This is a genomic window from Micromonospora sp. L31, from assembly GCF_052068075.1.
GTDB lineage: Bacteria > Actinomycetota > Actinomycetes > Mycobacteriales > Micromonosporaceae > Micromonospora > Micromonospora purpureochromogenes.
The window spans coordinates 25,191-49,634 of record NZ_JBQHDC010000019.1 but is presented as its reverse complement, the minus strand read 5'-3'; the positions used below and the strand labels follow the sequence as shown (position 1 = coordinate 49,634).

22 protein-coding genes are annotated in these 24,444 nt (G+C 71.8%); 17 read left to right on the top strand and 5 right to left on the bottom strand.

Annotated elements, in window-relative coordinates; all coding sequences use genetic code 11:
* Positions 1 to 63: 63 nt before the first annotated feature.
* Positions 64 to 1,242 carry a transaldolase gene (tal, locus tag ACTMS9_RS29800; RefSeq protein WP_441149490.1) on the bottom strand — a complete coding sequence of 393 codons (1,179 nt, stop codon included), beginning with the start codon at positions 1,240 to 1,242 and terminating at the stop codon, positions 64 to 66.
* 16 nt (positions 1,243 to 1,258) lie between these two features.
* The gene (tkt, locus tag ACTMS9_RS29795; RefSeq protein WP_441149489.1) at positions 1,259 to 3,397 is read right to left on the bottom strand and encodes a transketolase; all 2,139 of its coding nucleotides are present in this window, start codon (positions 3,395 to 3,397) and stop codon (positions 1,259 to 1,261) included.
* 265 nt (positions 3,398 to 3,662) lie between these two features.
* Here tkt and ACTMS9_RS29790 point away from each other — a divergent pair, with 265 nt between their 5' ends.
* The 3 genes from ACTMS9_RS29790 (at position 3,663) to ACTMS9_RS29780 (ending at position 6,131) form a co-directional block, all read left to right on the top strand.
* Positions 3,663 to 4,616, top strand: coding sequence for a heme o synthase (locus ACTMS9_RS29790; protein ID WP_441149488.1), 954 nt, complete (start codon positions 3,663 to 3,665; stop codon positions 4,614 to 4,616).
* A 252-nt stretch (positions 4,617 to 4,868) separates the two neighbouring features.
* Positions 4,869 to 5,201, top strand: coding sequence for a hypothetical protein (locus tag ACTMS9_RS29785; protein ID WP_210779747.1), 333 nt, complete (start codon positions 4,869 to 4,871; stop codon positions 5,199 to 5,201).
* Positions 5,202 to 5,207: 6 nt separating this feature from the next.
* On the top strand, positions 5,208 to 6,131 hold the full coding sequence (locus tag ACTMS9_RS29780) for an ATP-grasp domain-containing protein (RefSeq protein WP_441149487.1): 924 nt from the start codon (positions 5,208 to 5,210) through the stop codon (positions 6,129 to 6,131).
* A gap of 310 nt (positions 6,132 to 6,441) precedes the next feature.
* Here the strand turns inward: ACTMS9_RS29780 and ACTMS9_RS29775 are convergent, their stop codons facing one another.
* Positions 6,442 to 7,401, bottom strand: a complete 960-nt coding sequence (locus tag ACTMS9_RS29775; protein ID WP_441149486.1) for a COX15/CtaA family protein — start codon at positions 7,399 to 7,401, stop codon at positions 6,442 to 6,444.
* Positions 7,402 to 7,529: 128 nt separating this feature from the next.
* On the opposite strand from ACTMS9_RS29775, the gene ACTMS9_RS29770 reads away from it, so the two are divergent.
* From ACTMS9_RS29770 to ACTMS9_RS29730, 9 genes are all read left to right on the top strand, one after another.
* Positions 7,530 to 8,252: a helix-turn-helix transcriptional regulator gene (locus ACTMS9_RS29770; RefSeq protein ID WP_346539861.1), complete on the top strand. Its 723-nt coding sequence runs from the start codon at positions 7,530 to 7,532 to the stop codon at positions 8,250 to 8,252.
* The gene (sufB, locus tag ACTMS9_RS29765) at positions 8,249 to 9,679 is read left to right on the top strand and encodes a Fe-S cluster assembly protein SufB (protein ID WP_210776277.1); all 1,431 of its coding nucleotides are present in this window, start codon (positions 8,249 to 8,251) and stop codon (positions 9,677 to 9,679) included. The genes ACTMS9_RS29770 and sufB overlap by 4 nt, the downstream gene beginning before the upstream one ends.
* Before the next feature lie 90 nt (positions 9,680 to 9,769).
* Positions 9,770 to 10,912 (top strand): Fe-S cluster assembly protein SufD, encoded by a 1,143-nt coding sequence (gene sufD, locus ACTMS9_RS29760; RefSeq protein WP_441149485.1) that lies wholly within the window; start codon positions 9,770 to 9,772, stop codon positions 10,910 to 10,912.
* Positions 10,912 to 11,238: a non-heme iron oxygenase ferredoxin subunit gene (locus ACTMS9_RS29755; RefSeq protein WP_441166562.1), complete on the top strand. Its 327-nt coding sequence runs from the start codon at positions 10,912 to 10,914 to the stop codon at positions 11,236 to 11,238. Before sufD ends, ACTMS9_RS29755 begins: the two co-directional genes overlap by 1 nt.
* Entirely contained in the window at positions 11,238 to 12,011 is a 774-nt protein-coding gene (gene sufC / locus ACTMS9_RS29750; protein ID WP_179805760.1) for a Fe-S cluster assembly ATPase SufC, read from the top strand. The genes ACTMS9_RS29755 and sufC overlap by 1 nt, the downstream gene beginning before the upstream one ends.
* A gap of 20 nt (positions 12,012 to 12,031) precedes the next feature.
* Positions 12,032 to 13,336 carry a cysteine desulfurase gene (locus tag ACTMS9_RS29745; RefSeq protein ID WP_210776280.1) on the top strand — a complete coding sequence of 435 codons (1,305 nt, stop codon included), beginning with the start codon at positions 12,032 to 12,034 and terminating at the stop codon, positions 13,334 to 13,336.
* A complete protein-coding gene (gene sufU / locus ACTMS9_RS29740) occupies positions 13,336 to 13,809 on the top strand; it encodes a Fe-S cluster assembly sulfur transfer protein SufU (RefSeq protein WP_154943622.1) in 474 nt (157 codons plus the stop codon). The genes ACTMS9_RS29745 and sufU overlap by 1 nt, the downstream gene beginning before the upstream one ends.
* Positions 13,806 to 14,240 carry a metal-sulfur cluster assembly factor gene (locus ACTMS9_RS29735; protein WP_210776281.1) on the top strand — a complete coding sequence of 145 codons (435 nt, stop codon included), beginning with the start codon at positions 13,806 to 13,808 and terminating at the stop codon, positions 14,238 to 14,240. The genes sufU and ACTMS9_RS29735 overlap by 4 nt, the downstream gene beginning before the upstream one ends.
* Before the next feature lie 230 nt (positions 14,241 to 14,470).
* On the top strand, positions 14,471 to 15,094 hold the full coding sequence (locus tag ACTMS9_RS29730) for a LysE family transporter (protein WP_441166561.1): 624 nt from the start codon (positions 14,471 to 14,473) through the stop codon (positions 15,092 to 15,094).
* 10 nt (positions 15,095 to 15,104) lie between these two features.
* Here the strand turns inward: ACTMS9_RS29730 and ACTMS9_RS29725 are convergent, their stop codons facing one another.
* Positions 15,105 to 18,383, bottom strand: a complete 3,279-nt coding sequence (locus ACTMS9_RS29725; protein ID WP_441166560.1) for a penicillin acylase family protein — start codon at positions 18,381 to 18,383, stop codon at positions 15,105 to 15,107.
* 128 nt (positions 18,384 to 18,511) lie between these two features.
* Here ACTMS9_RS29725 and ACTMS9_RS29720 point away from each other — a divergent pair, with 128 nt between their 5' ends.
* Together ACTMS9_RS29720 and ACTMS9_RS29715 are read left to right on the top strand one after the other, a co-directional pair.
* Positions 18,512 to 19,171 carry an acVLRF1 family peptidyl-tRNA hydrolase gene (locus ACTMS9_RS29720; protein ID WP_441149482.1) on the top strand — a complete coding sequence of 220 codons (660 nt, stop codon included), beginning with the start codon at positions 18,512 to 18,514 and terminating at the stop codon, positions 19,169 to 19,171.
* 57 nt (positions 19,172 to 19,228) lie between these two features.
* Positions 19,229 to 19,912 carry a TMEM175 family protein gene (locus ACTMS9_RS29715; protein WP_441166559.1) on the top strand — a complete coding sequence of 228 codons (684 nt, stop codon included), beginning with the start codon at positions 19,229 to 19,231 and terminating at the stop codon, positions 19,910 to 19,912.
* Between the two features lie 114 nt (positions 19,913 to 20,026).
* Here ACTMS9_RS29715 and ypfJ read toward each other — a convergent pair whose 3' ends face one another.
* Positions 20,027 to 20,941 (bottom strand): KPN_02809 family neutral zinc metallopeptidase, encoded by a 915-nt coding sequence (gene ypfJ / locus ACTMS9_RS29710; protein ID WP_441166566.1) that lies wholly within the window; start codon positions 20,939 to 20,941, stop codon positions 20,027 to 20,029.
* A 244-nt stretch (positions 20,942 to 21,185) separates the two neighbouring features.
* Here ypfJ and ACTMS9_RS29705 point away from each other — a divergent pair, with 244 nt between their 5' ends.
* The 3 genes from ACTMS9_RS29705 (at position 21,186) to ACTMS9_RS29695 (ending at position 24,382) form a co-directional block, all read left to right on the top strand.
* Positions 21,186 to 22,790, top strand: a complete 1,605-nt coding sequence (locus tag ACTMS9_RS29705) for an ABC-F family ATP-binding cassette domain-containing protein (protein WP_280840736.1) — start codon at positions 21,186 to 21,188, stop codon at positions 22,788 to 22,790.
* A 550-nt stretch (positions 22,791 to 23,340) separates the two neighbouring features.
* Positions 23,341 to 23,568 (top strand): helix-turn-helix domain-containing protein, encoded by a 228-nt coding sequence (locus ACTMS9_RS29700; protein ID WP_007462679.1) that lies wholly within the window; start codon positions 23,341 to 23,343, stop codon positions 23,566 to 23,568.
* A gap of 46 nt (positions 23,569 to 23,614) precedes the next feature.
* The gene (locus ACTMS9_RS29695) at positions 23,615 to 24,382 is read left to right on the top strand and encodes an enoyl-CoA hydratase/isomerase family protein (RefSeq protein ID WP_441149480.1); all 768 of its coding nucleotides are present in this window, start codon (positions 23,615 to 23,617) and stop codon (positions 24,380 to 24,382) included.
* The last annotated feature ends 62 nt before the right edge of the window (positions 24,383 to 24,444 follow it).

Here is a 24,444-nt window from a genome sequence, read left to right as displayed (position 1 = left end):
CGGGGTGGATGGCGGCGTGGAGCGTCGCGGGGCGGGGCCCCGCGACGCGTCCGACGCATTCCGTCACGCGTTGCCCCCGGCCTGCTCGGCGGCCTGCGCGTTGTCCTTGGCGGCCTTGTTCGGGGCGCCGGTGCCCTTGGCGGCGGCGGTGAGGGACTTACGCACCCCGTCGAGCAGCTCCAGCCAGCTGGCCTCGAACTTCTCCACGCCCTCCCGCTCCAGGGTGGCGATCACGTCGGACATGTCGACGCCCACCGACTCCAGGTCGGTGAAGACCTTGCGGGCCTCGTCGTACGCCCCGGTGATGGTGTCGCCCCGGGTCTCGCCGTGGTCGGCGTAGGCGTGGATGACCGATTCCGGCATGGTGTTGACCGTGCCGGGGGCGATCAGCTCCTCGACGTAGATGACGTCCCGGTAGTCCGGGTTCTTCGTCGAGGTGGACGCCCACAGCGGCCGCTGCGGGTGGGCGCCCGCGTCGGCCAGGGCCTGCCAGCGGTCGGAGGAGAAGACCTTGCCGTAGCGCTCGTACGCCAGCCGGGCGTTGGCGACGGCCGCCTTGCCGCGCAGCGCCTTGGCCTCGTCGGAGCCGATCTTCTCCAGCCGCTTGTCGACCTCGGTGTCGACGCGGGAGACGAAGAACGACGCCACCGAGCCGATCTTGGACAGGTCGTGGCCGTTCGCCTTCGCCTGCTCCAGACCGGCGAGGAACGCCTCCATGACCTGCGAGTAGCGGTCCAGACCGAAGATCAGCGTCACGTTCACGCTGATCCCCTGGGCGAGGGTCGCGGTGATCGCCGGCAGTCCCGCCTCGGTGGCCGGGATCTTGATGAAGAGGTTGGGCCGGTCGATCAGCCACCACAGCGCCCCGGCCTCGGCGACCGTCTTCTCCGTCTCGTGGGCCAGCCGCGGATCCACCTCGATGGAAACCCGGCCGTCGACACCCGCGCTCGCGTCGTACGCCGGGCGCATCACGTCACAGGCCCACCGCACGTCGTACGTGGTGAGCATGCGGACGGACTCCTCGACGTCCACCCCACGGATGGCGAGGTCCTTCAGTTGCCAGTTGTACTCGTCCGCGTCGCTCAGCGCCTTGGCGAAGATGGTCGGGTTGGAGGTCACCCCGACCAGGTGCTTCTCTCGGCGCAGCTGGTCCAGCCCGCCGGAGCTCAGTCGGGTCCGGGAAAGGTCGTCGAGCCAGATCGCCACACCCGCGGCGCTGAGCTCACCCAGCCTGTCAGTCATGCCGTCCACGCTCCCCTCAGTTGCCGGTCGTGAAACCGGTGATGTCGCCCACCCGGGTCAGCGCCGCGTGCGCGGCGGCCACGATCCGGTCGGGGGTGAACCCGAACTGCTCGAAGAGCACGGTGTGCGGGGCGCTCGCGCCGTAGTGCTCCAGGCTCACGGTCTCGCCGCACTCGCCGACGATCCCACGCCAGGACATGGCGATGCCTGCCTCCACGCTCACCCGTGCCTTTACCCCGCGCGGCAGCACCGACTCCCGGTACGCCTCGTCCTGCTCGTAGAACCACTCCTGGCAGGGCATCGAGACGACCCGGGTGGGGGTGCCGTCGGCCTCCAGCCGCTCCCGGGCGGTGAGGCAGAGCTGCACCTCGGAGCCGGTGCCGACGATGATCACCTGCGGCTTGCCGGTGGACGCCTCGGCCAGCACGTAGCCGCCCTTGGCCACGCCCTCGGCGCTGCCCAGCGTCTCCCGGTCCAGCGTCGGCAGCGCCTGACGGCTCAGCGCCAGCGCGGTCGGCCGGTCGGTGTGCTCCAGCGCCTGCCGCCAGGCCCAGGCGGTCTCGTTGGCGTCCGCCGGGCGGACCACGTCCAGGCCGGGGATGGCCCGCAGCGCGGTCAGGTGCTCCACCGGCTGGTGGGTCGGGCCGTCCTCGCCCAGGCCGATCGAGTCGTGCGTCCAGACGTAGACCACCGGCAGCTTCATCAGCGCCGCCAGCCGCACCGAAGGGCGCATGTAGTCGCTGAACACCAGGAAGGTGCCGCCGTACGGGCGGGTGCCGCCGTGCAGGGCGATGCCGTTGAGGATCGCTCCCATGGCGTGCTCACGGATGCCGAAGTGCAGCGTGCGGCCGTACTCGTGGCCCGGGAAGTCCTTGGTGGCGTGGGTGGCCGGGATGAACGACGGCTCGCCCTTCATGGTGGTGTTGTTGCTCTCCGCCAGGTCGGCCGAGCCGCCCCAGAGCTCCGGCAGCACCGGGGCGAGCGCCTCCAGCACCTTGCCGGAGGCGGCCCGGGTGGCCACGCCCTTGGCGTCGGCGGGGAAGGTCGGCAGGGCCTCGGTCCAGCCCTGCGGCAGCACCCGGCCGGCCATCCGCTCCCAGAGCGCCTTGCGCTCGGGGTTGGCCTGCGACCAGGCGTCGAACGCGGTGGTCCACTCCCGCTGGGCGGCCTCGCCGCGGCTCATCACCTGGCGGGCGTGGCCGAGCACCTTTTCGTCGACCTCGAAGCTCTGCGCCGGGTCGAAGCCGAGCAGCTGCTTGGTGGCGGCCACCTCGTCGGCGCCGAGCGCCGAGCCGTGGATCTTGCCGGTGTTCTTCTTGTTGGGCGCGGGCCAGCCGATGATGGTGCGCAGCGCGATGAAGGAGGGACGTCCGGTCTCCGCCTTGGCGGCCAGCAGCGCCTGGTGCAGCGCCGCCACGTCCTCGTGGTAGTCGCCCTGGTCGGCGTCGCCGGTCCGCCAGTCGACGGTCTGCACGTGCCAGCCGTACGCCTCGTAGCGGGCCGCCACGTCCTCGCTCTTGGCGATCCGGGTGTCGTCCTCGATGGAGATCTCGTTGTCGTCGTAGATCACCGTGAGGTTGCCCAGCTGCTGGTGCCCGGCGAGCGCGCTGGCCTCGTGGCTGATGCCCTCCTCGATGTCGCCGTCGGAGGCGATGCACCAGATGTCGTGGTCGAAGACCGAGCCGCCCGGCTCGCTCTCCGGGTCGAACAGGCCCCGCTCGCGGCGGGCGGCCATCGCCATGCCGACCGCGTTGCCCAGGCCCTGGCCGAGCGGGCCGGTGGTGGTCTCCACGCCGGGGGTGTGCCCGTGCTCCGGGTGGCCGGGGGTGAGCGAGCCCCACTGCCGCAGGGACTTCAGGTCCTCCAGCGCGAGGGGGTAGCCGGAGAGGAAGAGCTGGATGTAGAGGGTCAGGCTGGAGTGCCCGGCGGAGAGGACGAACCGGTCCCGACCGGGCCAGTTCGGGTCGGCCGGGTTGTGGCGCATCACCCGGTTGAAGAGCAGGTACGCCGCGGGCGCCAGGCTCATCGCGGTGCCCGGGTGGCCGTTGCCGGATTTCTCCACGGCGTCCATGGCCAGCACGCGGACGGTGTCGACGGCCCGGCGGTCGAGGTCGGTCCAGTTGAGTGCGGGGTGCTCGGGTCGGTTGGCAGGCACGATGGTTGTGCTCCTCGGCAGATGGGCGGAACCCTCACTGATGACCCTATCGAGCGGCCCTAAACGTCCGCCCGGGGATCACTCCACCCTGTTGGGTACGGGTCGGACCCGTCTGGTCGTTCAGGGGACTCGGTGTGACGGCCCGCACCGTTGTCGGGTCGCCCGGGCAGCCAAAACGACGACGCGTAGTCTGTGGGTCGGTGTGTGGACCCTTCCCGGTCCCGCCGACCTGATCACCCCTGCCGATGCCGGAAGGTGGCAATCCGTGAGCATGATCACCGAGCGCCCCGTCAGCAACTCTGCCGGGCAGCCGCCGGTGCGCACGGTGGTCGCGGAGCCGGCCCGCCGCGACGTTCGGGCGGTCGTCGCCGCGTACGTCGCGCTGACCAAGCCCCGCATCGTCGAGCTGCTGCTGGTCACCACGGTGCCGGCGATGATGCTCGCCGACGGGGGCCTGCCCTCGCTCTGGCTGGTGGCCGTGGTGCTGGTCGGCGGCTCGCTCGCGGCCGGCGCGGCCAGCGTGATCAACTGCTACATCGACCGGGACATCGACCAGCTGATGCGGCGTACGAAGCGCCGCCCGCTGCCGGCGCACACCGTCTCGCCGCGCAACGCGCTCGTCTTCGGCCTGGTGCTGGCGGCGGTGTCGGTGGTCCTGATGGCGGCCTTCACCAACCTGCTGGCGGCCGGGCTGACCCTGGCGGCGATCGTCTACTACGACGTCGTCTACACGCTCTGGCTCAAGCGCACCACCCCGACGAACACCTTCTGGGGCGGCGCCTGCGGGGCGGCCCCGGTGCTGATCGGCTGGGCGGCGGTGACCGGCTCGCTGGCGCCGCAGGCCTGGGTGCTCTTCGGCGTGGTCTTCTTCTGGCAGATGCCGCACTTCTACCCCCTGGCGATGAAGTACAAGGACGACTACGCCCGGGCGGGCATCCCGATGCTGCCGGTGGTGGCCTCGGCCCGCCGGGTCAACGCCGAGATCCTGACCTTCGCCTGGATCACCGTGCTGCTCTCGCTGGCGCTTTGGCCGATGGGGATGAGCCCGATCTACGGCGTGCCGACCCTGGTGGTGGGCGGGATCTTCGTGGTCGAGGCGCACCGGCTCTGCCGCCGGGTGGTCCGGGGCGAGGCCGTCAAGCCGATGCGGCTGTTCCACTGGTCGACGACGTACCTGACCATCCTCTTCGCCGCCGTCGCCCTCGACGCGCTGGTCTGACCGCCGTCGGGCGGCCCTCCGGGCCGGTCCGGCACGGTCCGGACGATGAATTTCCAGAGTCGGTTTTCCGTCTGAGTCCCATCGACTCAACTCGGACTCATCGGGGCGATCTGGTCCGCCCGATTCGCCTTCATTTATCCGACAAGTACGGGCGATTCACCTGTGGTCTTCCTTAAACCCGTGGGTAATTGGCATCACAAATAGTTCATCCTTCTCGCACGTACGGGGGCATGTCTGCTTAGGCTTCGCGTCATGGCAGATGGTTCCGATACGACGCTGACGGCTGAGCAGACCGCCGAGAACGCCCCCAACGGGCTGGTCTCGGGCATCAAGTCGTTCGCCGCCGGCCACGGTGGCGCCAAGGCGGTCATCGAGTACGTCGGCAAGCGTGGCGCACGGATCGTCCTCGTCGGCGAGGACGGCGCGTGGGCCGACCAGTTCGCGGACGACACCGTCGTCGCGCGGCAGGCGTGCGCCAAGGCGGGAGTCACCGTCGAGAACGCCTGGGAGCGTGAACTGATGGACCAGATGCGTCCGAGCAACGACCTCTGGCGGTCGATGGCCCGGCGCACGATGGCCCGTTGACATAAATTGACCAACCACCACCAGTCGACCCGGGGGGAACCCCGGGTCGCTCTCGTCACCTGTGACCGGCTCGCCGACCTCGACCCGGACGACCGACTCGTACTCGCCCCGCTCGCCGCCCGTGGCGTCACCGCCGACGTGGCCGTCTGGGACGACCCGAGGGTCGACTGGGCCGGGTACGACCTGGTCGTGCTCCGCTCACCCTGGGACTACGCGCTGCGCCGCGACGAGTTCGTCGCCTGGGCGCAGAGCGTGCCGGCCCTGGTCAACCCCGCCGACGTGGTCCGCTGGAACACCGACAAGCGCTACCTGGGCGCGTTGTCGGCGGCCGGCGTGCCGGTCGTGCCGACCTCGTGGGTGGCCCCGGGGGAGTCCTGGCGACCGCCCGCCGACTCCGGCGAGTACGTCATCAAGCCGGCGATCAGCGCCGGCAGCCAGGACACCGGCCGCTACGACCTGGCCGACCCGGGGCACCGCGAGCTGGCCGCCGCGCACGTGCGGCGGCTGTCGGACGCCGGCCGGCTGACCATGGTGCAGCCGTACCTCGATGCCGTGGACACCGCCGGTGAGACGGCGCTGCTGTTCCTGGCCGGCCCGCAGGGGCTGGCGTTCAGCCACGCGATCCGCAAGGGCGCGATGCTGGACGGCCCGGATCTCGGCGTGGACGGGCTCTACAAGCCCGAGGAGATCAGCGCCCGCGCCGCCGGTGCCGAGCAGTTGGCCGTCGCGGAGCGGGTCCTGGCCGAGGTGCCGGGCGGGACCGAGCGCCTGCTCTACGCCCGGGTGGACCTGATCCCCGGCCCGGACGGCGCGCCCGTCCTGGTGGAGCTGGAGCTGACCGAGCCGTCGCTCTTCCTCGGCTACGCCGACGGCGCCGCCGAACGCCTCGCCGACGCCGTGCTCACCCACCTGGCCCGCCGCCACCCCTGACCGCCTACCCCCGTCCGACCCTGCAGCGGGTGCGGCCGTCGTCCCTCACCGACGACGGACGCACCCGCTCTTTCTCATCCCGGCGTGCTGCTGGTGATCGACTCCGTTTGCGGCGTGTTGGGGTGTCCGGCACCTGGGATACCGCAACATGCCGCAAACGGGGCGCCGGCGCGAGCCGGTGGGACCGGGGCGAGTTCGGCGCGTGGTGGGGCTGGGCGGGATGCGGCCGGCGTGGCGATGCCTGGGCGGCTTGGCGTGCGAGAGAAGGTATGCGGTGGCGGCGGCAGGGGAAGAGGGGCGGTGCGCGCCGTCAGGCGGTGGCGGGGATGCGTTGCTCGGGGGAGGTGGTGGCCGGGACGGGGGCCGGGCGGCGTTCGCGGGTCGACCAGAGCACCGACAGGGTGGCCAGCAGCACCAGGCAGGAGCCGAGCATGTGCGCGCCGACCAGCAGCGCCGGCAGGTCGGTGAAGTACTGCACGAAGCCGATCACGCCCTGACCCAGCTCCACCGCGACCAGCACCACGGCGGCCCGGGCCGGGCCGGTCGCGCCGACCGCCCGGAACGCGAAGACGAGCGCCACCGAGAGCCCGAGCAGCAGGAACACCGCGTCGGCGTGCACCTGCGAGATCTGTTCCGGGTCGAGGCCGTTGCGCGCCGCGCCGCCGTCGCCGGCGTGCGGGCCGCTGCCGGTCACCCAGGTGCCCACGACCAGCACCGTGACGCTGACCACCGTGGTGAGCGCCGCCAGGGTGCGCAGCGGGCCGGGCACCACGGCGACCGCCGGGCCGTCCGGGTCCTTGATCCGCCGCCAGAGCGCGTACGCGGCCGCGATGACCGCCATCGAGGCGAGGAAGTGCAGCCCGACCACCCACGGGTTGAGGTTGGTCAGCACGGTGATCCCGCCGATCACCGCCTGCGCGGGGATGCCGAGGAACACCGCCACCGCCAGCCCCAGCAGCCCCTTGCGGCGCGGCCGGTGCGCCAGTACCGCCAGCAGGGTGGCCAGCGCGATGAGGCCGACGGCGAAGGTGAGCAGCCGGTTGCCGAACTCGATCACCCCGTGCACGCCCATCTCGGCGGTGGTGTGGTACGACTCGTCCGTGCACCGCGGCCAGGTCGGGCAGCCGAGCCCGGAGGCGGTGAGCCGGACGGCCCCACCGGTCACGACGATGGCCACGTTCGCCACGATCGAGGCGTACGCGAGGCGGCGCAGCAGAGCGGTGGAGACCGGGAACCGGACGGATCGCTTCACGGAGCGAATCCTACGCACCGTAGTGGAGCACGATCGGGTGACTCCGCCGGCCCGGTGTCAGGGATCACCGGGCGCCGGGTTTGCGGGCCTCCGGCGAATTACGTAACGTTGGCGTTGTGAAAAACGCGTCGGCGCTCCCTGAGCACCTGTCGGCGACCGCCCCGGTCGCCGGTACCGCCGCGTCCACCGACCTCTCCACCCGGGACCGGGTCACCCAGCTGCTGCTGGAGCGGGGGGCGACCACCGCCGCCCAGCTCGGCTCGGCGCTGGGGCTCAGCCCGGCCGCGATCCGCCGGCACCTCGACGCGATGCTCGCCGACGGTGACGTGGTCGCCCGCGAGCAGGCCGTGCGCGGCAGCCGCGGGCGCGGTCGCCCGGCGAAGGTCTTCCTGCTGACCGAGGCGGCCCGGGTCCGCTGCGGCACCCACCACTACGACAACATGGCCACCGCCGCGCTGCGCTGGATCGCCGGCAACGGCGGGCCGGAGGCGGTCGCGGCGTTCGCCGCCGACCAGGTGGCCGCCCTGGAGGCCCGCTGCCGGGCCGCCATGGAGGGCGCCGGCGACGATCCGATGGCCCGGGCGGAGGCGCTCGCGGGAGCGCTGACCGCCGAGGGATACGCTGCCAACGCGTCCACGATCGCCTCCGGCGGCCAGCTCTGCCAGCACCACTGCCCGGTGGCGCACGTGGCCGCCGAGTTTCCCCAGCTGTGCGAGGCCGAGACCGCGGTGATCTCCCGCCTGGTCGGCACCCACGTGCAGCGCCTGGCCACCATCGCGCACGGCGACGGGGTGTGCACCACACACATTCCCGCCCAGCCGCGTGCCCAGTCCGGTAACACCGTCACCACTGTGAGGACAGATAGATGACCGAGCAGATCGTCCAGCCCCTGACCCAGGAAGAGCAGCTCGCCGCCCTGGGTCGCTACGAGTACGGCTGGTCCGACCCCGACGTCGCCGGGGCGGTCGCCCAGCGCGGTCTCAACGAGGCGGTGGTACGGGACATCTCGGCGAAGAAGAACGAGCCGGCCTGGATGCTCGACCTGCGGCTGAAGGGCCTGCGACTGTTCGGTCGCAAGCCGATGCCGGCCTGGGGCGCGGACCTCACCGGGATCGACTTCGACAACATCAAGTACTTCGTCCGGTCCACCGAGAAGCAGGCCACCAGCTGGGAGGACCTGCCCGAGGACATCAAGAACACCTACGACCGGCTGGGCATCCCGGAGGCGGAGAAGCAGCGCCTGGTCGCCGGTGTCGCGGCGCAGTACGAGTCCGAGGTGGTCTACCACAAGATCCGTGAGGACCTCGAGGAGCAGGGTGTCATCTTCCTGGACACCGACACCGCCCTGCGCGAGCACGAGGACATCTTCAAGGAGTACTTCGGCACGGTGATCCCGGTCGGCGACAACAAGTTCGCCGCGCTGAACACCTCCGTGTGGTCCGGTGGCTCGTTCATCTACGTGCCGAAGGGCGTGCAGGTGGAGATCCCGCTGCAGGCCTACTTCCGGATCAACACGGAGAACATGGGCCAGTTCGAGCGCACGCTGATCATCGTCGACGAGGGCGCGTACGTGCACTACGTCGAGGGCTGCACCGCGCCGCTCTACTCCTCCGACTCGCTGCACAGCGCGGTGGTGGAGATCATCGTCAAGAAGAACGCGCGCTGCCGCTACACGACCATCCAGAACTGGTCGAACAACGTGTACAACCTGGTGACCAAGCGCGCCGTCTGCCACGAGGGCGCGACCATGGAGTGGGTCGACGGCAACATCGGCTCCAAGGTGACCATGAAGTACCCGGCGGTCTACATGACCGGCGAGCACGCCAAGGGCGAGGTGCTCTCGGTGGCGATGGCCGGCGAGGGCCAGCACCAGGACGCCGGCGCCAAGATGGTGCACGCCGCGCCGCACACCTCCTCCACCATCGTGTCGAAGTCGATCGCCCGGGGCGGCGGCCGCACCTCGTACCGGGGCCTGGTCCAGGTGCTGGAGGGCTCGCACCACAGCCGGAGCACGGTCAAGTGCGACGCGCTGCTGGTCGACACCATCTCCCGCTCGGACACCTACCCCTACGTCGACATCCGCGAGGACGACGTGTCGATGGGGCACGAGGCGACCGTCTCCAAGATCAGCGACGACCAGCTCTTCTACCTCATGAGCCGCGGTCTGAGCGAGGACGAGGCGATGGCGATGATCGTGCGCGGCTTCATCGAGCCGATCGCCAAGGAGCTCCCGATGGAGTACGCCCTGGAGCTCAACCGCCTGATCGAGCTCCAGATGGAGGGCGCGGTCGGCTGACGCCGCCGCCCCGCGTGGCGGGCTGGCAACCCCGGCCCGCCGCACCAGGCCCCGACCTCGTCGTCCCGGAACAGACAGACCAAGGAAGAGATGACTACCCAGGCTTCCGCGCCGCCCAGCACCAAGACGCAGGCGCTCCGCTCGTACGACGTCGCCGACTTCCCGGCCCTCACCGGCCTGGAGGAGGAGTGGCGCTTCACCCCGCTCAAGCGGCTGCGCGGGCTGGTCGGTGAGGCGCAGGCCACCACCGCCACGCTCCGGCACGAGTACGGCGACCTGCCCGAGGGCGTCACCGTCGGGCGGATCGGCGCGGACGACCCGCGGGTGGGCAGCGTGCTCACCCCGGTCGACCGGGTCAGCGCCCTGGCGTACGGCGGCGCGGGGGACGCGCTGCTGGTGGAGGTCGCCCGGGACGCCGTGGTCGGCGCGCCGGTGACCCTGCGGGTGGTCGGCGACGGCGCCGAGGGGCTGGCCTTCGGGCACACCTTCGTCGACGTGGGCCGGTTCGCCGAGGTCACCCTGGTGCTGGAGCACGTCGGCTCGGCCACGCTGGCCGACAACGTCGAGGTGTCGGTGGCCGAGGGTGCGAAGCTGATCCTGGTCACCGTCGCCGACTGGGCCGCCGACGCGGTGCAGGCCCAGCACCTCAAGGTCAAGCTGGGTCGCGACGCCAAGGTGACGCACATCCAGGTCAGCCTCGGCGGCGACCTGGTCCGGCAGTACACCTCGGTGGAGTACACCGGCCGGGGCGGCGAGGCCGAGCTGTACGGCGTCTACTTCGCCGACGGCGGCCAGCACCTGGAGCACCGCCAGCTGGTCGACCACAACGTGCCGGACTGCCGCAGCTACGTCGGCTACCGGGGCGCCCTGCAGGGCGACGACGCGCACACCGTCTGGGTGGGCGACGTGCTGATCCGCGCCGAGGCGACCGGCACCGACACGTACGAGATCAACCGGAACCTGCTGCTCTCCGACGGCGCGCGGGCCGACTCCGTACCCAATCTGGAGATCGAGACCGGCGAGATCGCCGGCGCCGGCCACGCGAGCGCGACCGGCCGCTTCGACGACGAGCAGCTGTTCTACCTGATGGCCCGGGGCATCCCGGAGGGCGAGGCCCGCCGCCTGGTGGTGCGCGGCTTCTTCGCCGAGCTGATCAACAAGATCCCGGTCGAGGAGCTGCGCGAGCGGCTCGGCGACGCGATCGAGGCCCGGCTGGCCAAGGCGGGCGCCTGATGATCAAGATCTGCTCGACCGAGGACGTGCCGAAGGGCACCGCGATCAGCGCCGACGTGGACGGCACCCAGATCGCCGTCGTGCACGGCGAGGACGACAACTTCTACGCCGTGTACGACGAGTGCTCGCACGCCGCGGTGGCCCTGTCCGAGGGCGAGGTCGACGGGTGCACGCTGGAATGCTGGCTGCACGGATCCCGTTTCGACCTGCGGACGGGCGAGCCCACCGGGCTGCCCGCCACCGAACCCGTCCCCGTCTATCCCGTCGAAGTCCGCGACGGCGACATCCACGTCAGCCTGACGCCGAGCAATGGAGTGACCCGATAATGAGCACCCTGGAGATCCGCGACCTGAAGGTGTCGGTCAAGCTGCCCGAGGGTGAGCTCAAGCCGATCCTGGCCGGTGTCGACCTGACCGTCCGCTCGGGTGAGACGCACGCGATCATGGGGCCGAACGGTTCCGGCAAGTCCACCCTGGCGTACTCGATCGCCGGCCACCCCAAGTACGAGATCACCGGCGGCTCGGTGACCCTCGACGGCGAGGACGTGCTGGCCATGTCCGTCGACGAGCGGGCCCGCGCCGGCCTCTTCCTGGCCATGCAGTACCCGGTCGAGGTCCCCGGCGTCTCGGTGGCCAACTTCCTGCGTACCGCCAAGACCGCCATCGACGGCGAGGCGCCGAAGCTGCGCACCTGGGGCGGCGAGCTGCGCGGCGCCATGGAGCGCCTGCAGATGGACCCGGCGTTCGCCCAGCGCAACGTCAACGAGGGCTTCTCCGGCGGTGAGAAGAAGCGGCACGAGATCGTGCAGCTGGAGCTGCTCAAGCCGAAGATCGCCATCCTCGACGAGACCGACTCCGGCCTCGACGTGGACGCGCTGCGCGTGGTCAGCGAGGGCGTGAACCGGGTCCGGGACACCGGCGACACCGGCGTGCTGCTGATCACCCACTACACCCGCATCCTGCGCTACATCAAGCCGGACTTCGTGCACGTCTTCGTCGCCGGCCGGATCGTCGAGCAGGGCGGGCCGGAGCTGGCCGACAAGCTCGAGGCCGAGGGCTACGAGCGGTACGCCGCCGGGGCCGGTTCGGCGCGGGCCTGACACGACAGGGGCTGGCTGAGATGACCACCATCGCGATCCCGTCCGGGATGCCGCAGTACGACGACGTGCCACGGTTCGACGTGGCAGGAGTGCGCGCCGACTTCCCGATCCTGGACCGGGAGATCAACGGGCACCGGCTGGTCTATCTCGACAGCGCCAACACCTCGCACAAGCCGCGTCAGGTGCTCGACGTGCTCGCCGAGCACTACGCGATGCACAACGCCAACGTGTCGCGCTCGGTGCACACCCTGGGCACCGAGGCGACCGAGGCGTACGAGGGGGCGCGGGCGAAGATCGCCGCGTTCATCAACGCGCCGAGCGTGGACGAGGTGGTGTTCACCAAGAACTCCACCGAGGCGATCAACATCGTGGCGTACGCGTTCTCCAACGCCTCGCTGCGGCCCGACGCCGACCCCCGGTTCCGGCTCGGCCCCGGCGACGAGGTGGTGATCTCCGAGATGGAGCACCACTCGAACATCGTCCCGTGGCAGCTGCTCTGCGAGCGCACCGGCGCGACCCTGCGCTGGTTCCCGGTCACCGACAACGGGCGGCTGGACGAGTCGGGGCTGGAGGAGCTGGTCACCGAGCGGACGAAGATCGTCTCGCTGGTGCACATGTCCAACATCCTCGGCACGGTCAACGCCACCTCCCGGATCACCCAGCGGGTCCGTGAGGTGGGTGCGCTGCTGCTGCTCGACTGCTCGCAGTCGGTGCCGCACATGCCGATGGACGTGGTCGACTACGACGCCGACTTCATCGTCTTCACCGGCCACAAGATGTGCGGCCCGACCGGCATCGGCGTGCTCTGGGGCCGGGGCGAGTTGCTCGCCGCGATGCCCCCGGTGCTCGGCGGCGGGTCGATGATCGAGACGGTGTCGATGGCGGGCTCGACGTTCGCCGCGCCGCCGGCCCGGTTCGAGGCCGGCACCCCGCCGATCGCCGAGGCGGTCGCGCTCGGCGCGGCGGTGGACTACCTCACCGGCATCGGGATGCGCGCCATCCAGTGGCACGAGAAGGAGCTGACGGCGTACGCGCTGGACGCCCTCGCCACCGTGCCGGGGCTGCGGATCTTCGGACCGACGGTGCCGGTCGGCCGGGGTGGGACGATCTCGTTCGCGCTCGGTGACATCCACCCGCACGACGTGGGGCAGGTCCTCGACTCGCTCGGCGTGCAGGTGCGGGTGGGGCACCACTGCGCGAAGCCGGTGTGCACGCGGTTCCGCGTGCCGGCCATGACGCGGGCGTCGTTCTACCTGTACACCACCACGGAGGAGATCGACGCCCTGGTGGCGGGGCTCGAGCAGGCACGGAAGGTGTTCGACTGATGCAGCTCGACCAGCTCTACCAGGAGATCATCCTGGACCACTACAAGCACCCGCACGGGCGTGGCCTGCGCGACGCCGACCCGGACGCCCGGGTCGCCGAGGCGCACCACGTCAACCCGACCTGCGGTGACGAGATCACCGTCCGGGTGGCGACCGACGGCGACACGCTCGACGACATCTCGTACGACGGGATGGGCTGCTCGATCAGCCAGGCGTCGGCGAGCGTGCTGCACGAGCTGCTGCGCGGTCGGGGTGCGGGTGAGGCGTTCGCCGTGCACGAGGCGTTCGTCGAGTTGATGTCCGGGCGTGGCCAGGTCACCCCGGACGAGGACGTACTCGGTGACGGGGTGGCTTTCGCGGGCGTCGCCCGCTACCCCGCCCGGGTCAAGTGCGCGCTGCTGCCGTGGATGGCGTTCAAGGACGCCGCGGCACGCGCCGGCGTGGGCGTGAGCCCGACGGAGGTGAAGGCATGAACAGCGAGGACACCGCCACCGCGGCGACGCCGGAGGCCGGTGACGCCGCCACGACGCCGGCGACCGGCGCCGTGGCGACCGACGGCGCTCCGACGCCGGCGGGCGGCAAGGCCGTCGTCGCCGACATCGAGGAGGCGATGAAGGACGTCGTCGACCCGGAGCTCGGCATCAACGTGGTCGACCTCGGCCTGGTGTACGGCGTGCACGTCGACGACGAGAACGTCGCGACGCTGGACATGACGCTCACCTCGGCGGCCTGCCCGCTCACCGACGTGATCGAGGACCAGGCCCGGCAGGCGCTGACCACCGGCCCCGGCGGGGGACTGGTCAACGACATCCGGATCAACTGGGTCTGGCTGCCGCCGTGGGGCCCCGACAAGATCACCGACGAGGGGCGCGACCAGCTCCGCTCGCTCGGCTTCAACGTCTGACCCACCGCGCCGGCTGGCCGGACGAAAGGCCCCGACCTCAGGTCGGGGCCTTTGTCGTAGGTGCGGCCCGTACGCACCGACGGATAACCGGTGGCGTGCCCGGACGGCGTCCGGCGACAATCGCCGCGTGATCGAGTCGACGTCCTCCCGCACCGTCCCTGTCGCCGCGGCCATCGCCGCCGGGCGACAGCGGCCGGTGCCGCGGCGACTGCGACCCGGTACCCGCCGCCATGGGTGACGCGCTGCTCGCCGGCCTGCTCGCCGGCTACGGGGTGGCGGTGCCGGTCGGGGCGATCGCCATCCTGGTCATCGGGCTCACCGCCCGTACGTCGTTGCGGGTCGGCGCCGCCGCCGCCCTCGGGGTGGCCGCCGCGGACGGCCTCTACGCCGCGCTGGCCGTGCTCGGCGGCGCGGCCCTCGCCGGCCTGGTGCGCCCGGTGGCGACCCCGTTGCGCTGGGCGGCCGTCGTGATCCTGCTCCTCCTCGCCGGGCAGCTCGCCGTGGGCGCGGTGCGCCGGCACCGTCGCCCGCCCGGCCCGGCGCCGGCCGAGCGGGGTCTGGCCACGCCCGGCCGGGCCTTCGCCGGGCTGCTGGCGCTCACCCTGCTCAACCCGATGACCATCGTCTACTTCGTGGCCCTGGTGATCGGCCGGCAGGCGTCCGGTGGCTGGACGCCCGCCGGCCAGGTGGTCTTCGTGGCCGCGGCGTTCGCCGCCTCGGCGAGCTGGCAACTGCTGGTCGCCGGCGGCGGCTCGCTGCTCGGCCGGCTGCTCACCTCCGACCGTGGCCGGCTGGTCTCCGCGCTGCTGGCCAGCGTGCTGATCGTGCTGCTGGCGCTGCGGATGGTCTGGTGAGCCGGCCGGCTCAGTGCGGGTACACCTCCAGTTCCCAGAGCGAGAAGCCGTAGGAGGTGGCCCGGGTCAGCCCGACCATCCGCACGTAGCGGGCGCTTGTCGCGGCGAACCGGTCGTTGTCGGTGCCGCCGTCCCCGGCGGTGGTGGACCAGACCGTCCGCCAGGCGACGCCGTCGGTGGAGACGTCGATCCGGTACGACCGGGCGTGCGCCGCCTCCCAGCGCAGCACCGCGCGGGCCACCGGCCGGACCGCACCGAGGTCCACGGTGATCGACTGGTGGTCCGACCAGCCGCTCGACCACCGGGTGCCCGGATCGCCGTCCACCGCCCGGCTGGCCGGGAGGAAGAGCTGGCTGCTGGAGGCGGTGACCGGGCGGCCGGCGGCCAGGTTGGTCAGGTCGTCGCCGCGGCGGGCCGGGAAGGACACCACCTGCTGGTAGGTCGGCCGGTTCTGCCAGGCGATCACGGGCTGCTTCAGCCCGCCGAGCGGGGACTGCACGATGGCGTCGGCGCACCACTGGTCGCCGGCCGCGCAGCTCGCGTCGCCGGGATAGACCTCGGTCGCCGGCCGGGCGGCGGCGCCGCGCAGCGTGTCCAGCAGGATCTGCCGGCAGGTGGCGAGGTCACCGCCGCCGCAGTACCGGCGGTCCGACCCGCCGGGCACCGGCTCGCCGAGCACGGCCCGCAGGTCGGCGTCGACGTACCCCCACCAGCCGTACTGGAACGACGAGCCCTTGTGCCCCTGCGCCTCGTTGGCCGAGGTGGGCAGGGTGGACTCGTCGCCGCGCTGCTGCCCGGACGGCGACTCGTTGATCTGCATGGCGTTGACCAGCGCCTGGTACAGCTCCGGGCCGAGGGGTGCCTTGAACTGGCCGTTGACCAGCAGCGGCCACCAGGCGTCGAAGATCCGGATCGCGTCCGCGTGCCGGTACACCTTGGCGCCGGGGGCCGTCTCGACCCGCAGTGCGCCGTCGGCACGCCAGGCCCGGAGCTTGCCCACCACGGCGGCCAGGTCGGCGTCGGTGACCGGCTGGCTCTCCAGCACCCGGATCAGCTCGTCGAGCACCTCGGCGCCGCGCAGGTCGGTCAGGCCGGCCCGCTCGACCAGCGAGGTCAGCGTGGCCCGGTCGAAGGTGCGCCCGTCCGCCAGCGCCGCCCGGATCGGCCGGTCCAGCAGGTTCGCCCGGTGCACCGGACCGAAGCTGAAGTTGCCGTCGGCGGCGCCGAAGTCCTTGGCCTGCTTGTTGTTCCAGCTCACGTAGTAGTCCTGGTCCACCGAGTACGGATGCTCGGCCAGCGGCTGGTACGCGGCGGTGTTGGCGACCGGGTCGAAGTCGCGCCACTCGTACGCCGGATCGGCCTTCATCGGCAGGTTCGGGTCGGACCCGGCCGCGCGCACCGGGTTGAGCCCCGAGTTGGCGTACGCCGACTGGGTGGAGTTCACATAGAACCAGTTGAACGCGTACCCGATGGTGCCGGCGGACTCGCGGAACGCCGCGGCGTCGCCCATCGCGGCCGGGTCGTTGAACATCTGGAAGCCGATCGCCGAGTCCGCCTCGTGCCGGTAGGTGGAGCGCAGGTGGGTGAAGGCGTGCGGCTGGCCGCCCACGGTGCCCCGCCAGGCGACCAGGCCGAGCGCGGTGCGCCGGGCGACCAGCCGGTACGACCCGGCGGCGGTGCCGTCGGCGAGGGTGGGCCGCCAGGCGTTGACGTGCGAGATCTCCTCCATCGGCTGGCACCGGCCCCGGTAGCGGTAGTGGTTGCTGGCCAGGGTGGGTGCGCTGCCGTCCACCGTGCACAGCGGCAGCGCGTAGGTGTCGGTGATGTCGTGGGCCGACGAGGTGGCGCTCCAGGCGTAGTCCTGGCCCCGGCCGAGCAGCACGTAGAGGTTGAGCCCGGCGAAGGCGGCGCCGCGCGCGCTGATCCCCGGCCCCTGCAACTCCTGCACCATCAGCAGCTGGGGTGAGAAGTAGCCGGTCTGCGGGCCGAACACGGCGATCGGGTGGCCGGTGGCGGAGTGCTCGGCCGAGATCACCGCCGCGTTCGACATGCCCCGGTTGGCCCGGCCGATGGTCAGCCCGGACAACGCGGCGGCCAGCTCGGACGGCCCGCCGGCGGCGGCACCGGTGGCCGCGCCGGTGGCGTCGCTGACGACGGGTTCCATCCGGGCCGAGCCGCCGTCCGGCAGCACCACGCTGGACGCGTTCGCGGGGGCGCCACCGTACGGGAAGCTCTGCCCGTCGTGCAGGGTCAGCACCGCCTCCGGGTTCTCCTGGCTGCGGAAGGCGGTCCAGACCCGGTCACCCTCGACCACGCCGTAGCGGGCCCGCGCGGCCAGCCGGACCAGCGCCGACTGCATCTCGTTGCCGCCCCCGCCGCCGAACAGCCCGCCCACCACCCCGGCGATGGCGATCAGGTCGGTCATCCGGAACGGCTCGGGCCCGCCGGCGTTGGTGACCGCGTCCAGGTGCCCGGTGAGCACGTACTCGCCGGGGCAGTTGCGGTGCGCCATGCAGTGCCCGATGTAGGCGTTGATACCGGCGATGTACTCCTGCACGTCGGCGTAGAGCTGCTCGCCCCGGGGGCCCTTGCGCCGCAGCGCCTCCACCTGCGCCGCCAGGTCCGCCTCGGTGTACGGCGAGTTGCGCCAGACGCTCTGCTCCAGCGCCCGGTTGCCGGGCGCGCCCCCGGCGAACGGGGTGAGGGTGCCCCGTCCGACGTGGCGCAGCAGGTCGATGGTGAACAGTCGGTCCTCGGCGCCGGCGTAGCCGGCCCCGAACATGGTGCCGCCGCGGGTGCTGCCGGTGACGTGCGGGACGCCGGTCGCCCGGTCGCGCACGATGGTCACGTCGGCGCGCGGCGAGTAGCGGCGCTCGACCTGATCGGCCGGCACCCCGAAGCCGGCGTCGTTGAAGAACGCGCCGAGCTGGTCCTCGCGCAGCCCCGCGTAGCCGTAGACCAGGTCGGCGTACCGGCCGAGCTGGTCACCGGCGTGCCGGGGCAGGGTGCCGAGGGTCTGGTTGGCGAGCACCTCGACGAGGGTGGCGTTGCCGTTCTGCCCCGGCGGCAGGATGTCCGAGCACTCGCCGAGACAGTGGTCGCCCGCGGCGAAACCGCTGGTGGTGGCGTTGGTGGTGGCGTTGGTGGCGGCGGGCGCGGCGGCGGCCGGGGCGGTGGGGGAGACGGTGAGCAGGGCCGCCGCGGTGACCGACGCCGCGGCGGCGGCGGTCAACCGGCGGGCGACGGCGCGGCGGGCGGGGTGCGGTGGGACGGGACCGCGTGGCTGCATGGGTACCTCGCAGACGGAGGATGGATCCGAGAAACATTCGGTTACCGGATGGTAAGCGTTCATCGATGCCCATGAAAGGCCCGGAGTGGGGTGCCGCCCGTGGTCCGGCAATTCGGTACCGTTCGGCCATGACCAGTCGACCCGCAGCCGGGGGTGGCCGGTGGGTCGAGGTCGACCCGACCCGCGTCGCCCGCTGGGTCGAGGGCTTCGCCGACCGGCACGGCCCGCCCACCACCACCCTCACCGGGTACGGCCTGCTGCTCGCCGCCCCGGACGGCGCGACCGCCGAGCTGCACACCCCGCCCGGGGCGTCGCCCACCCGGGACGTACCCGAATTCGTGGCCGCCGCGGCCGAGCCGCGCCGGATCGGCCTGCTGCTGGCCCGCAAGGGCGCGGTGGCGGTCGGCATCGCGGTCGGGGAGGACCTGGTGGTCTCCAAGGTGGACACCCGCTACGTGCAGGGCCGCACCGCCGCCGGCGGGTGGTCGCAGCAGCGCTTCGCCCGGCGGCGGGACAACCAGGCGAAGGCGGCCCTCGGCGACGCGGCCGAGCTGGCCGTACGGCTGCTGCTGCCGGAGGCGGCGACGCTGCGCGCGCTGGTCTGCGGCGGTGACCGGCGGGCCGTCGACACCGTGCTCGCCGACCGGCGGTTGGCCCCGCTCGCCGCGCTGCGGGCCGAGCGGCTGCTCGACGTCCCCGAACCCCGGCACGCGGTGCTGGTCGCCGCGATCGCCGCGGCCCGCGCGGTGCGGATCCTGGTCCGCGACGCCGCGCCCGAAGCCGACTGAACCGCTGCTCGGTGTGGCGTGGCCAACTCGTTGCGTTCCGGCCGCTAGCCTGCGGAAATGGCCGCACGCGAGGGGGCCGTGCCGGCGGCGCGGGGCACGACGACGACCGAGACCGACCGGATGACGGCGTTCAGCGACGGGGTGTTCGCCATCGTCATCACCCTGCTGGTGCTGGAACTTCGCCCACCGGCGTACGAATCCGGTGGGCTGCTCGACGCGCTCCTGCACGAGAAGGCCGCCTATCTCGCCTTCGTGATCTCGTTCGTCTACATCGGTGTGCTCTGGCTGAACCACCACGCGCTGCTGCTCCTGGTCGGCCGGACGAACCTCGCACTCAACTGGATCAACCTCGCCCTCCTGCTCGGCGCCGTGATCATCCCGTTTCCCACCGCGGTGCTCGCGTCGGCATTCGCCCATGCGGGCACCGCCGACCAGCGGGTGGCGGTGGTCCTGTACGCACTGTCCGCCGCGCTGATGTCGGTGCCCTGGCTGGCCTTCTTCGCCTACCTGGAACGCCACCCCGCACTGCTGGCACCCGAGATCTCCCCCGAGCACCTCCACGCCCAACGGGCCCGCCCCATCACCGGCATGATCCTCTACGGCGGCAGCGCCGCAGTCGGCTGGTTCGTCAACCCCGTAGCGGGCCTGATCGGGATCATCGTCATGATCATCTACCACGCCGTCACGAGCCAGGGCCGCAAGCGGCGCAGTCACCGGCTGCCGGGTCGACGGCGAACCTGACTCGACGACAGCCATGCTGGCCGGACGCGGCCGGAACCGGTGACCCGGAAACGCCACGGCGGCCGGTGGGTGGGGAACCCACCGGCCGCCGCCGGGTGCCTCGGACCGGGGCGCTCAGAGGCTGCCGCCGAAGGTGTCGCAGGACTTCGGGTCGCCGCTGTCGTAGCCACGGCTGAACCACTCCTTGCGCTGCGCGGAGGAGCCGTGGGTGAACTCCTCGGGGTTCACCGGGCGGTTCGCCCGCTGCGAGATGGCGTCGTCGCCGATCTTCTCGGCGGTGTCGATCGCCTGCGCGATGTCCTGCTCGCTGACGCTCTTGAAGATCTTCTGGCCCTTCGCGTCGGCGGTGCCGGTGGCGTTCTTCGCCCAGGCGCCCGCGTAGCAGTCGGCCTGCAGCTCCAGCTTCACCGACAGCGCGTTGGCGTTGTCCGGGTCGCGCTGCTGCTGGCGGCGCATCTGCGCCTCGGTGCCGAGCAGGTCCTGCACGTGGTGGCCGTACTCGTGGGCCAGCACGTACGGCTGGGCGAACTCGCCCTCCGCGCCGAGCTGGTCGGCCAGCACCCGGTAGAAGGTCAGGTCGATGTAGACCAGGTCGTCGGCCGGGCAGTAGAACGGGCCCACGCCGGAGTCGGCCTGGCCGCAGCCGGTGTTCACGCCCTGGCTGAAGAAGACCGTCTTCGACGGCCGGTACTGCTCGCCGAACTTCTCCGGCAGCGCGGCCTGCCAGTAGGCCTGGATCGAGTTGACGTACGCGGTGTTGCGGCAGTCCAGCTGCTGGAGCGCGTCGTCGGCCGAGCACTTCTGCTGCAGCGACGTGTTGTCGCCCTGCTCACCGCCGCCGCCGTTGGTCGCGGCGTTCAGTCCGAAGCCGCCGCCGACCAGCGCGACCAGTACGGCGATGATGATGCCGACGATCCCTCCGCGACCGCCGCCGATCGGGATGGGGATGCCCATCCCGCCGCCCCCGCCGGACCCTCGCCGATCGTCCACCTGACTGGTGTCGATCTGCGCGTTCTCGTTCAGCTCCATGTTGACCCCGATCACCGATTCATCACGTTTGGTGGTTGCGGTACCGGACCGGGTCCGGACGGCGTTTCGGTACCCGATGATCTTGCTCGGTAATCCGGGCGGGGCGCCGAAGCCGGCCCGGTACACTTGCCTCGTGCTGCTCTGCGAAGGCTGAACCGCCCCGCGCCGACGGTCCATCGGGCCCGCCGGCCGTTTCGCGTGCCCTGAGTCAGCCCTTCCAGACCCCGAGAGCGAGTACCGGAAAATGATCACTGCCACCGGCCTGGAGCTGCGTGCCGGCGCCCGGATCCTGCTGTCCGACACCACCCTGCGGGTGCAGCCCGGTGACCGGATCGGCCTCGTGGGCCGCAACGGCGCCGGCAAGACCACCACCCTGAAGGTGCTGGCGGGGGAGGGGCAGCCGTACGCCGGCCAGATCGACCGGCGCAGCGCGATCGGCTACCTGCCGCAGGACCCGCGTACCGGCGACCTGGAGGTCACCGGGCGGGACCGGGTGCTCTCCGCCCGCGGCCTGGACGTGCTCATGGCCCAGATGACGGAGATCGAGGCCAAGCTGGCCGACGACGCCGACGACAAGCTGGTCCGCCGCTACGGCGCGCTGGAGGACCAGTTCGCCGCCCTCGGCGGGTACGCCGCCGAGGCCGAGGCGGCCCGGATCTGCGCCAACCTCGGGCTGCCCGACCGGGCGCTCGCCCAGACCATCGGCACCCTCTCCGGCGGCCAGCGCCGCCGCATCGAGCTGGCCCGGATCCTGTTCCGCGACGCCGGCGAGAACGGCGGCGGCATCCTGCTGCTCGACGAGCCGACCAACCACCTCGACGCCGACTCGATCACCTGGTTGCGCAACTTCCTCGCCAACCACAAGGGCGGCCTGATCGTCATCTCCCACGACGGCGCGCTGCTGGAGTCGGTGGTCAACAAGGTGTGGTTCCTTGACGCCACCCGCTCCGTGGTCGACGTCTACAACCTGGGGTGGAAGGCGTACCTGGAGGCGCGGGAGACCGACGAGCGGCGCCGCCGCCGCGAACGGGCCAACGCCGAGAAGAAAGCCGGCGCCCTGATGGCGCAGGCCGACAAGATGCGGGCGAAGGCCACCAAGACCGTCGCCGCGCAGAACATGGCCCGCCGCGCCGAGAAGCTGATCTCCGGCCTGGAGGAGGTGCGCGTCTCCGACAAGGTGGCGAAGGTGCGCTTCCCCACCCCGGCGCCGTGCGGCAAGACCCCGCTGACCGCGACCGGCCTCTCCAAGTCGTACGGCTCGCTGGAGATCTTCACCGACGTGAACGTCGCGGTGGACCGTGGTTCCCGGGTCGCCATCCTCGGGCTCAACGGCGCCGGCAAGACCACCCTGCTGCGGATGCTCGGCGGCCTGCTCACGCCGGACACCGGCGAGGTGCACGCCGGGCACGGCCTGCGGCTGGGCTACTACGCCCAGGAGCACGAGACCCTGGACGTCGAGCGGACCGTGCTGGAGAACATGCGGGCCGCCGCCATCGAGCAGTCCGACACCGACCTGCGCAAGATCCTCGGTGCGTTCCTCTTCTCCGGGGAGGACGTGGACAAGCCGGCCGGGGTGCTCTCCGGCGGCGAGAAGACCCGGCTCGCCCTCTCCACCCTGGTCTGTTCCGGGGCCAACGTGCTGCTGCTGGACGAGCCGACCAACAACCTCGACCCGGTCAGCCGGGAGCAGGTGCTCGACGCCATCGCCAACTACCCGGGCGCGATCGTGCTGGTCACCCACGACCCCGGCGCGGTGCTCGCGCTCAAGCCCGACCGCGCGATCCTGCTCCCCGACGGCGACGAGGACGCCTGGAGCGACGACCTGCTCGAACTGGTCGAACTGGCCTGACGGGCCCGTCCGGCGCCGCTGTCGTCGCCCGCCAGCATGATCGACTCCATGACGGCGACGTGGCGGTGTCGGTAGCGTCCCGACCCCGCCACCTCGCCGTAACGGGGTCGATCACGGCGGCCGGACGGGGCCGCGCCCGACGGGCGGGCTCAAATGGCCCCAGGGCGGTCGCGACCAGCGCGCCGATGCCCAGGTACTGGCCCGCCACGATCCGCCAGGGCCGGGGCCGGCCGGTGGCGCGGGCGGCCACGAAGAGCACGGTGAGCACGACGATGTCGTCCACGTTGGTCGCGGCGAACACCAGGGCCGCGCCGGCCGCGGCGGTGAGCGGGTCGGTGACGCCAGGCAGGGTACGGGCCGCGTTGCGGGCTCCGACCGGCCCCGGCGCGCACGTCCTGCGGGGCCGGTCGGAAGGATCACTCTATCGGGAAGCTGACATCGCATAGCGTGTCGGTTGGCGAAGAGTTGATATCTGGCGCATGATCGTTCGAGGCGGTCTAATAGGTGGGACCGTATCCGAACCGCACAGTCTGGGACGTGAGGAATCAGCATGGCAGCCACTGGCACAGCCACCAGCACTGAGAAGGGTCGCCGGATCGTCGGAGCCGAGCGTCAGACGCTCGCCAAGGACCTGGTAAAGCGGTACACCTCGGGTGAGAGCATCCGCGCGCTCGCGGCCTCGACCGGACGTTCCTACGGGTTCATCCACCGGGTGCTCACCGAGTCCGGCGTCCAGCTGCGGCAGCGCGGCGGCGCCCGGCGCCGCAAGAAGGCGTGACCCGCCCACCAGCGTCGTCCATCAGCGTCGTGTTCCGGGCCGTCCGGTGACCGCCGAGACGACCGGGGTACGACTCGACTGCGACGGGCCGGTGGCGACGGTGACGTTGTGCCGGCCCGACGTGCTCAACGCCCAGATCCCGGCGATGTGGCGCGCGATGAGCGACTTCTCGCGGGATCTCCCTGGCGACGTGCGCGTCGTCGTGGTGCGCGGCGAGGGGCGGTCCTTCTCCGCCGGCCTCGACCTGTCGGTGGCCGGAGCGTCCGGGCCGGGTTCGTTCGCCGAGCTGGCGACCCTGCCCGAGCAGGAGTGCGCCGACCGGATCGCCGAGTTCCAGGGCGGCTTCAGCTGGCTGCACCGCCCCGACGTGATCTCCGTGGCGGCCGTGCAGGGGCACGCCATCGGCGCCGGCTTCCAGCTGGCGCTCGCCTGCGACCTGCGGGTGCTCGCCGAGGACGCCAAGCTCTCCATGGCCGAGGTGACCCTGGGCCTGGTGCCCGACCTCGCCGGGACGAAGCGCCTCGTCGAGCTGGTCGGCTACTCGCGGGCCCTGGAGATCTGCGCGACCGGCCGGCGGATGGACGCCGCCGAGGCGGACCGCATCGGGCTGGCCACGCTGGTGGTGCCCACCCCCGACCTGGACGGCGCGGTACGGGACCTCACCGCCGGGCTGCTGGCCAACAACCGCGACGCGGTGGTCGAGATCAAGGCGTTGCTCGCCGGCGCGGCCGGCCGCTCGCACGCCGACCAGCAGCGCGCCGAGCGGGAGGCGCAGACCCGCCGCCTGCGCGACCTCGCCGGACGGGGAGAATAGTAAGGACCGTTCGGGAAGATCCGGGTTACTACTGAGGTTGTCGTAGTCGTCGGGAGAATCGA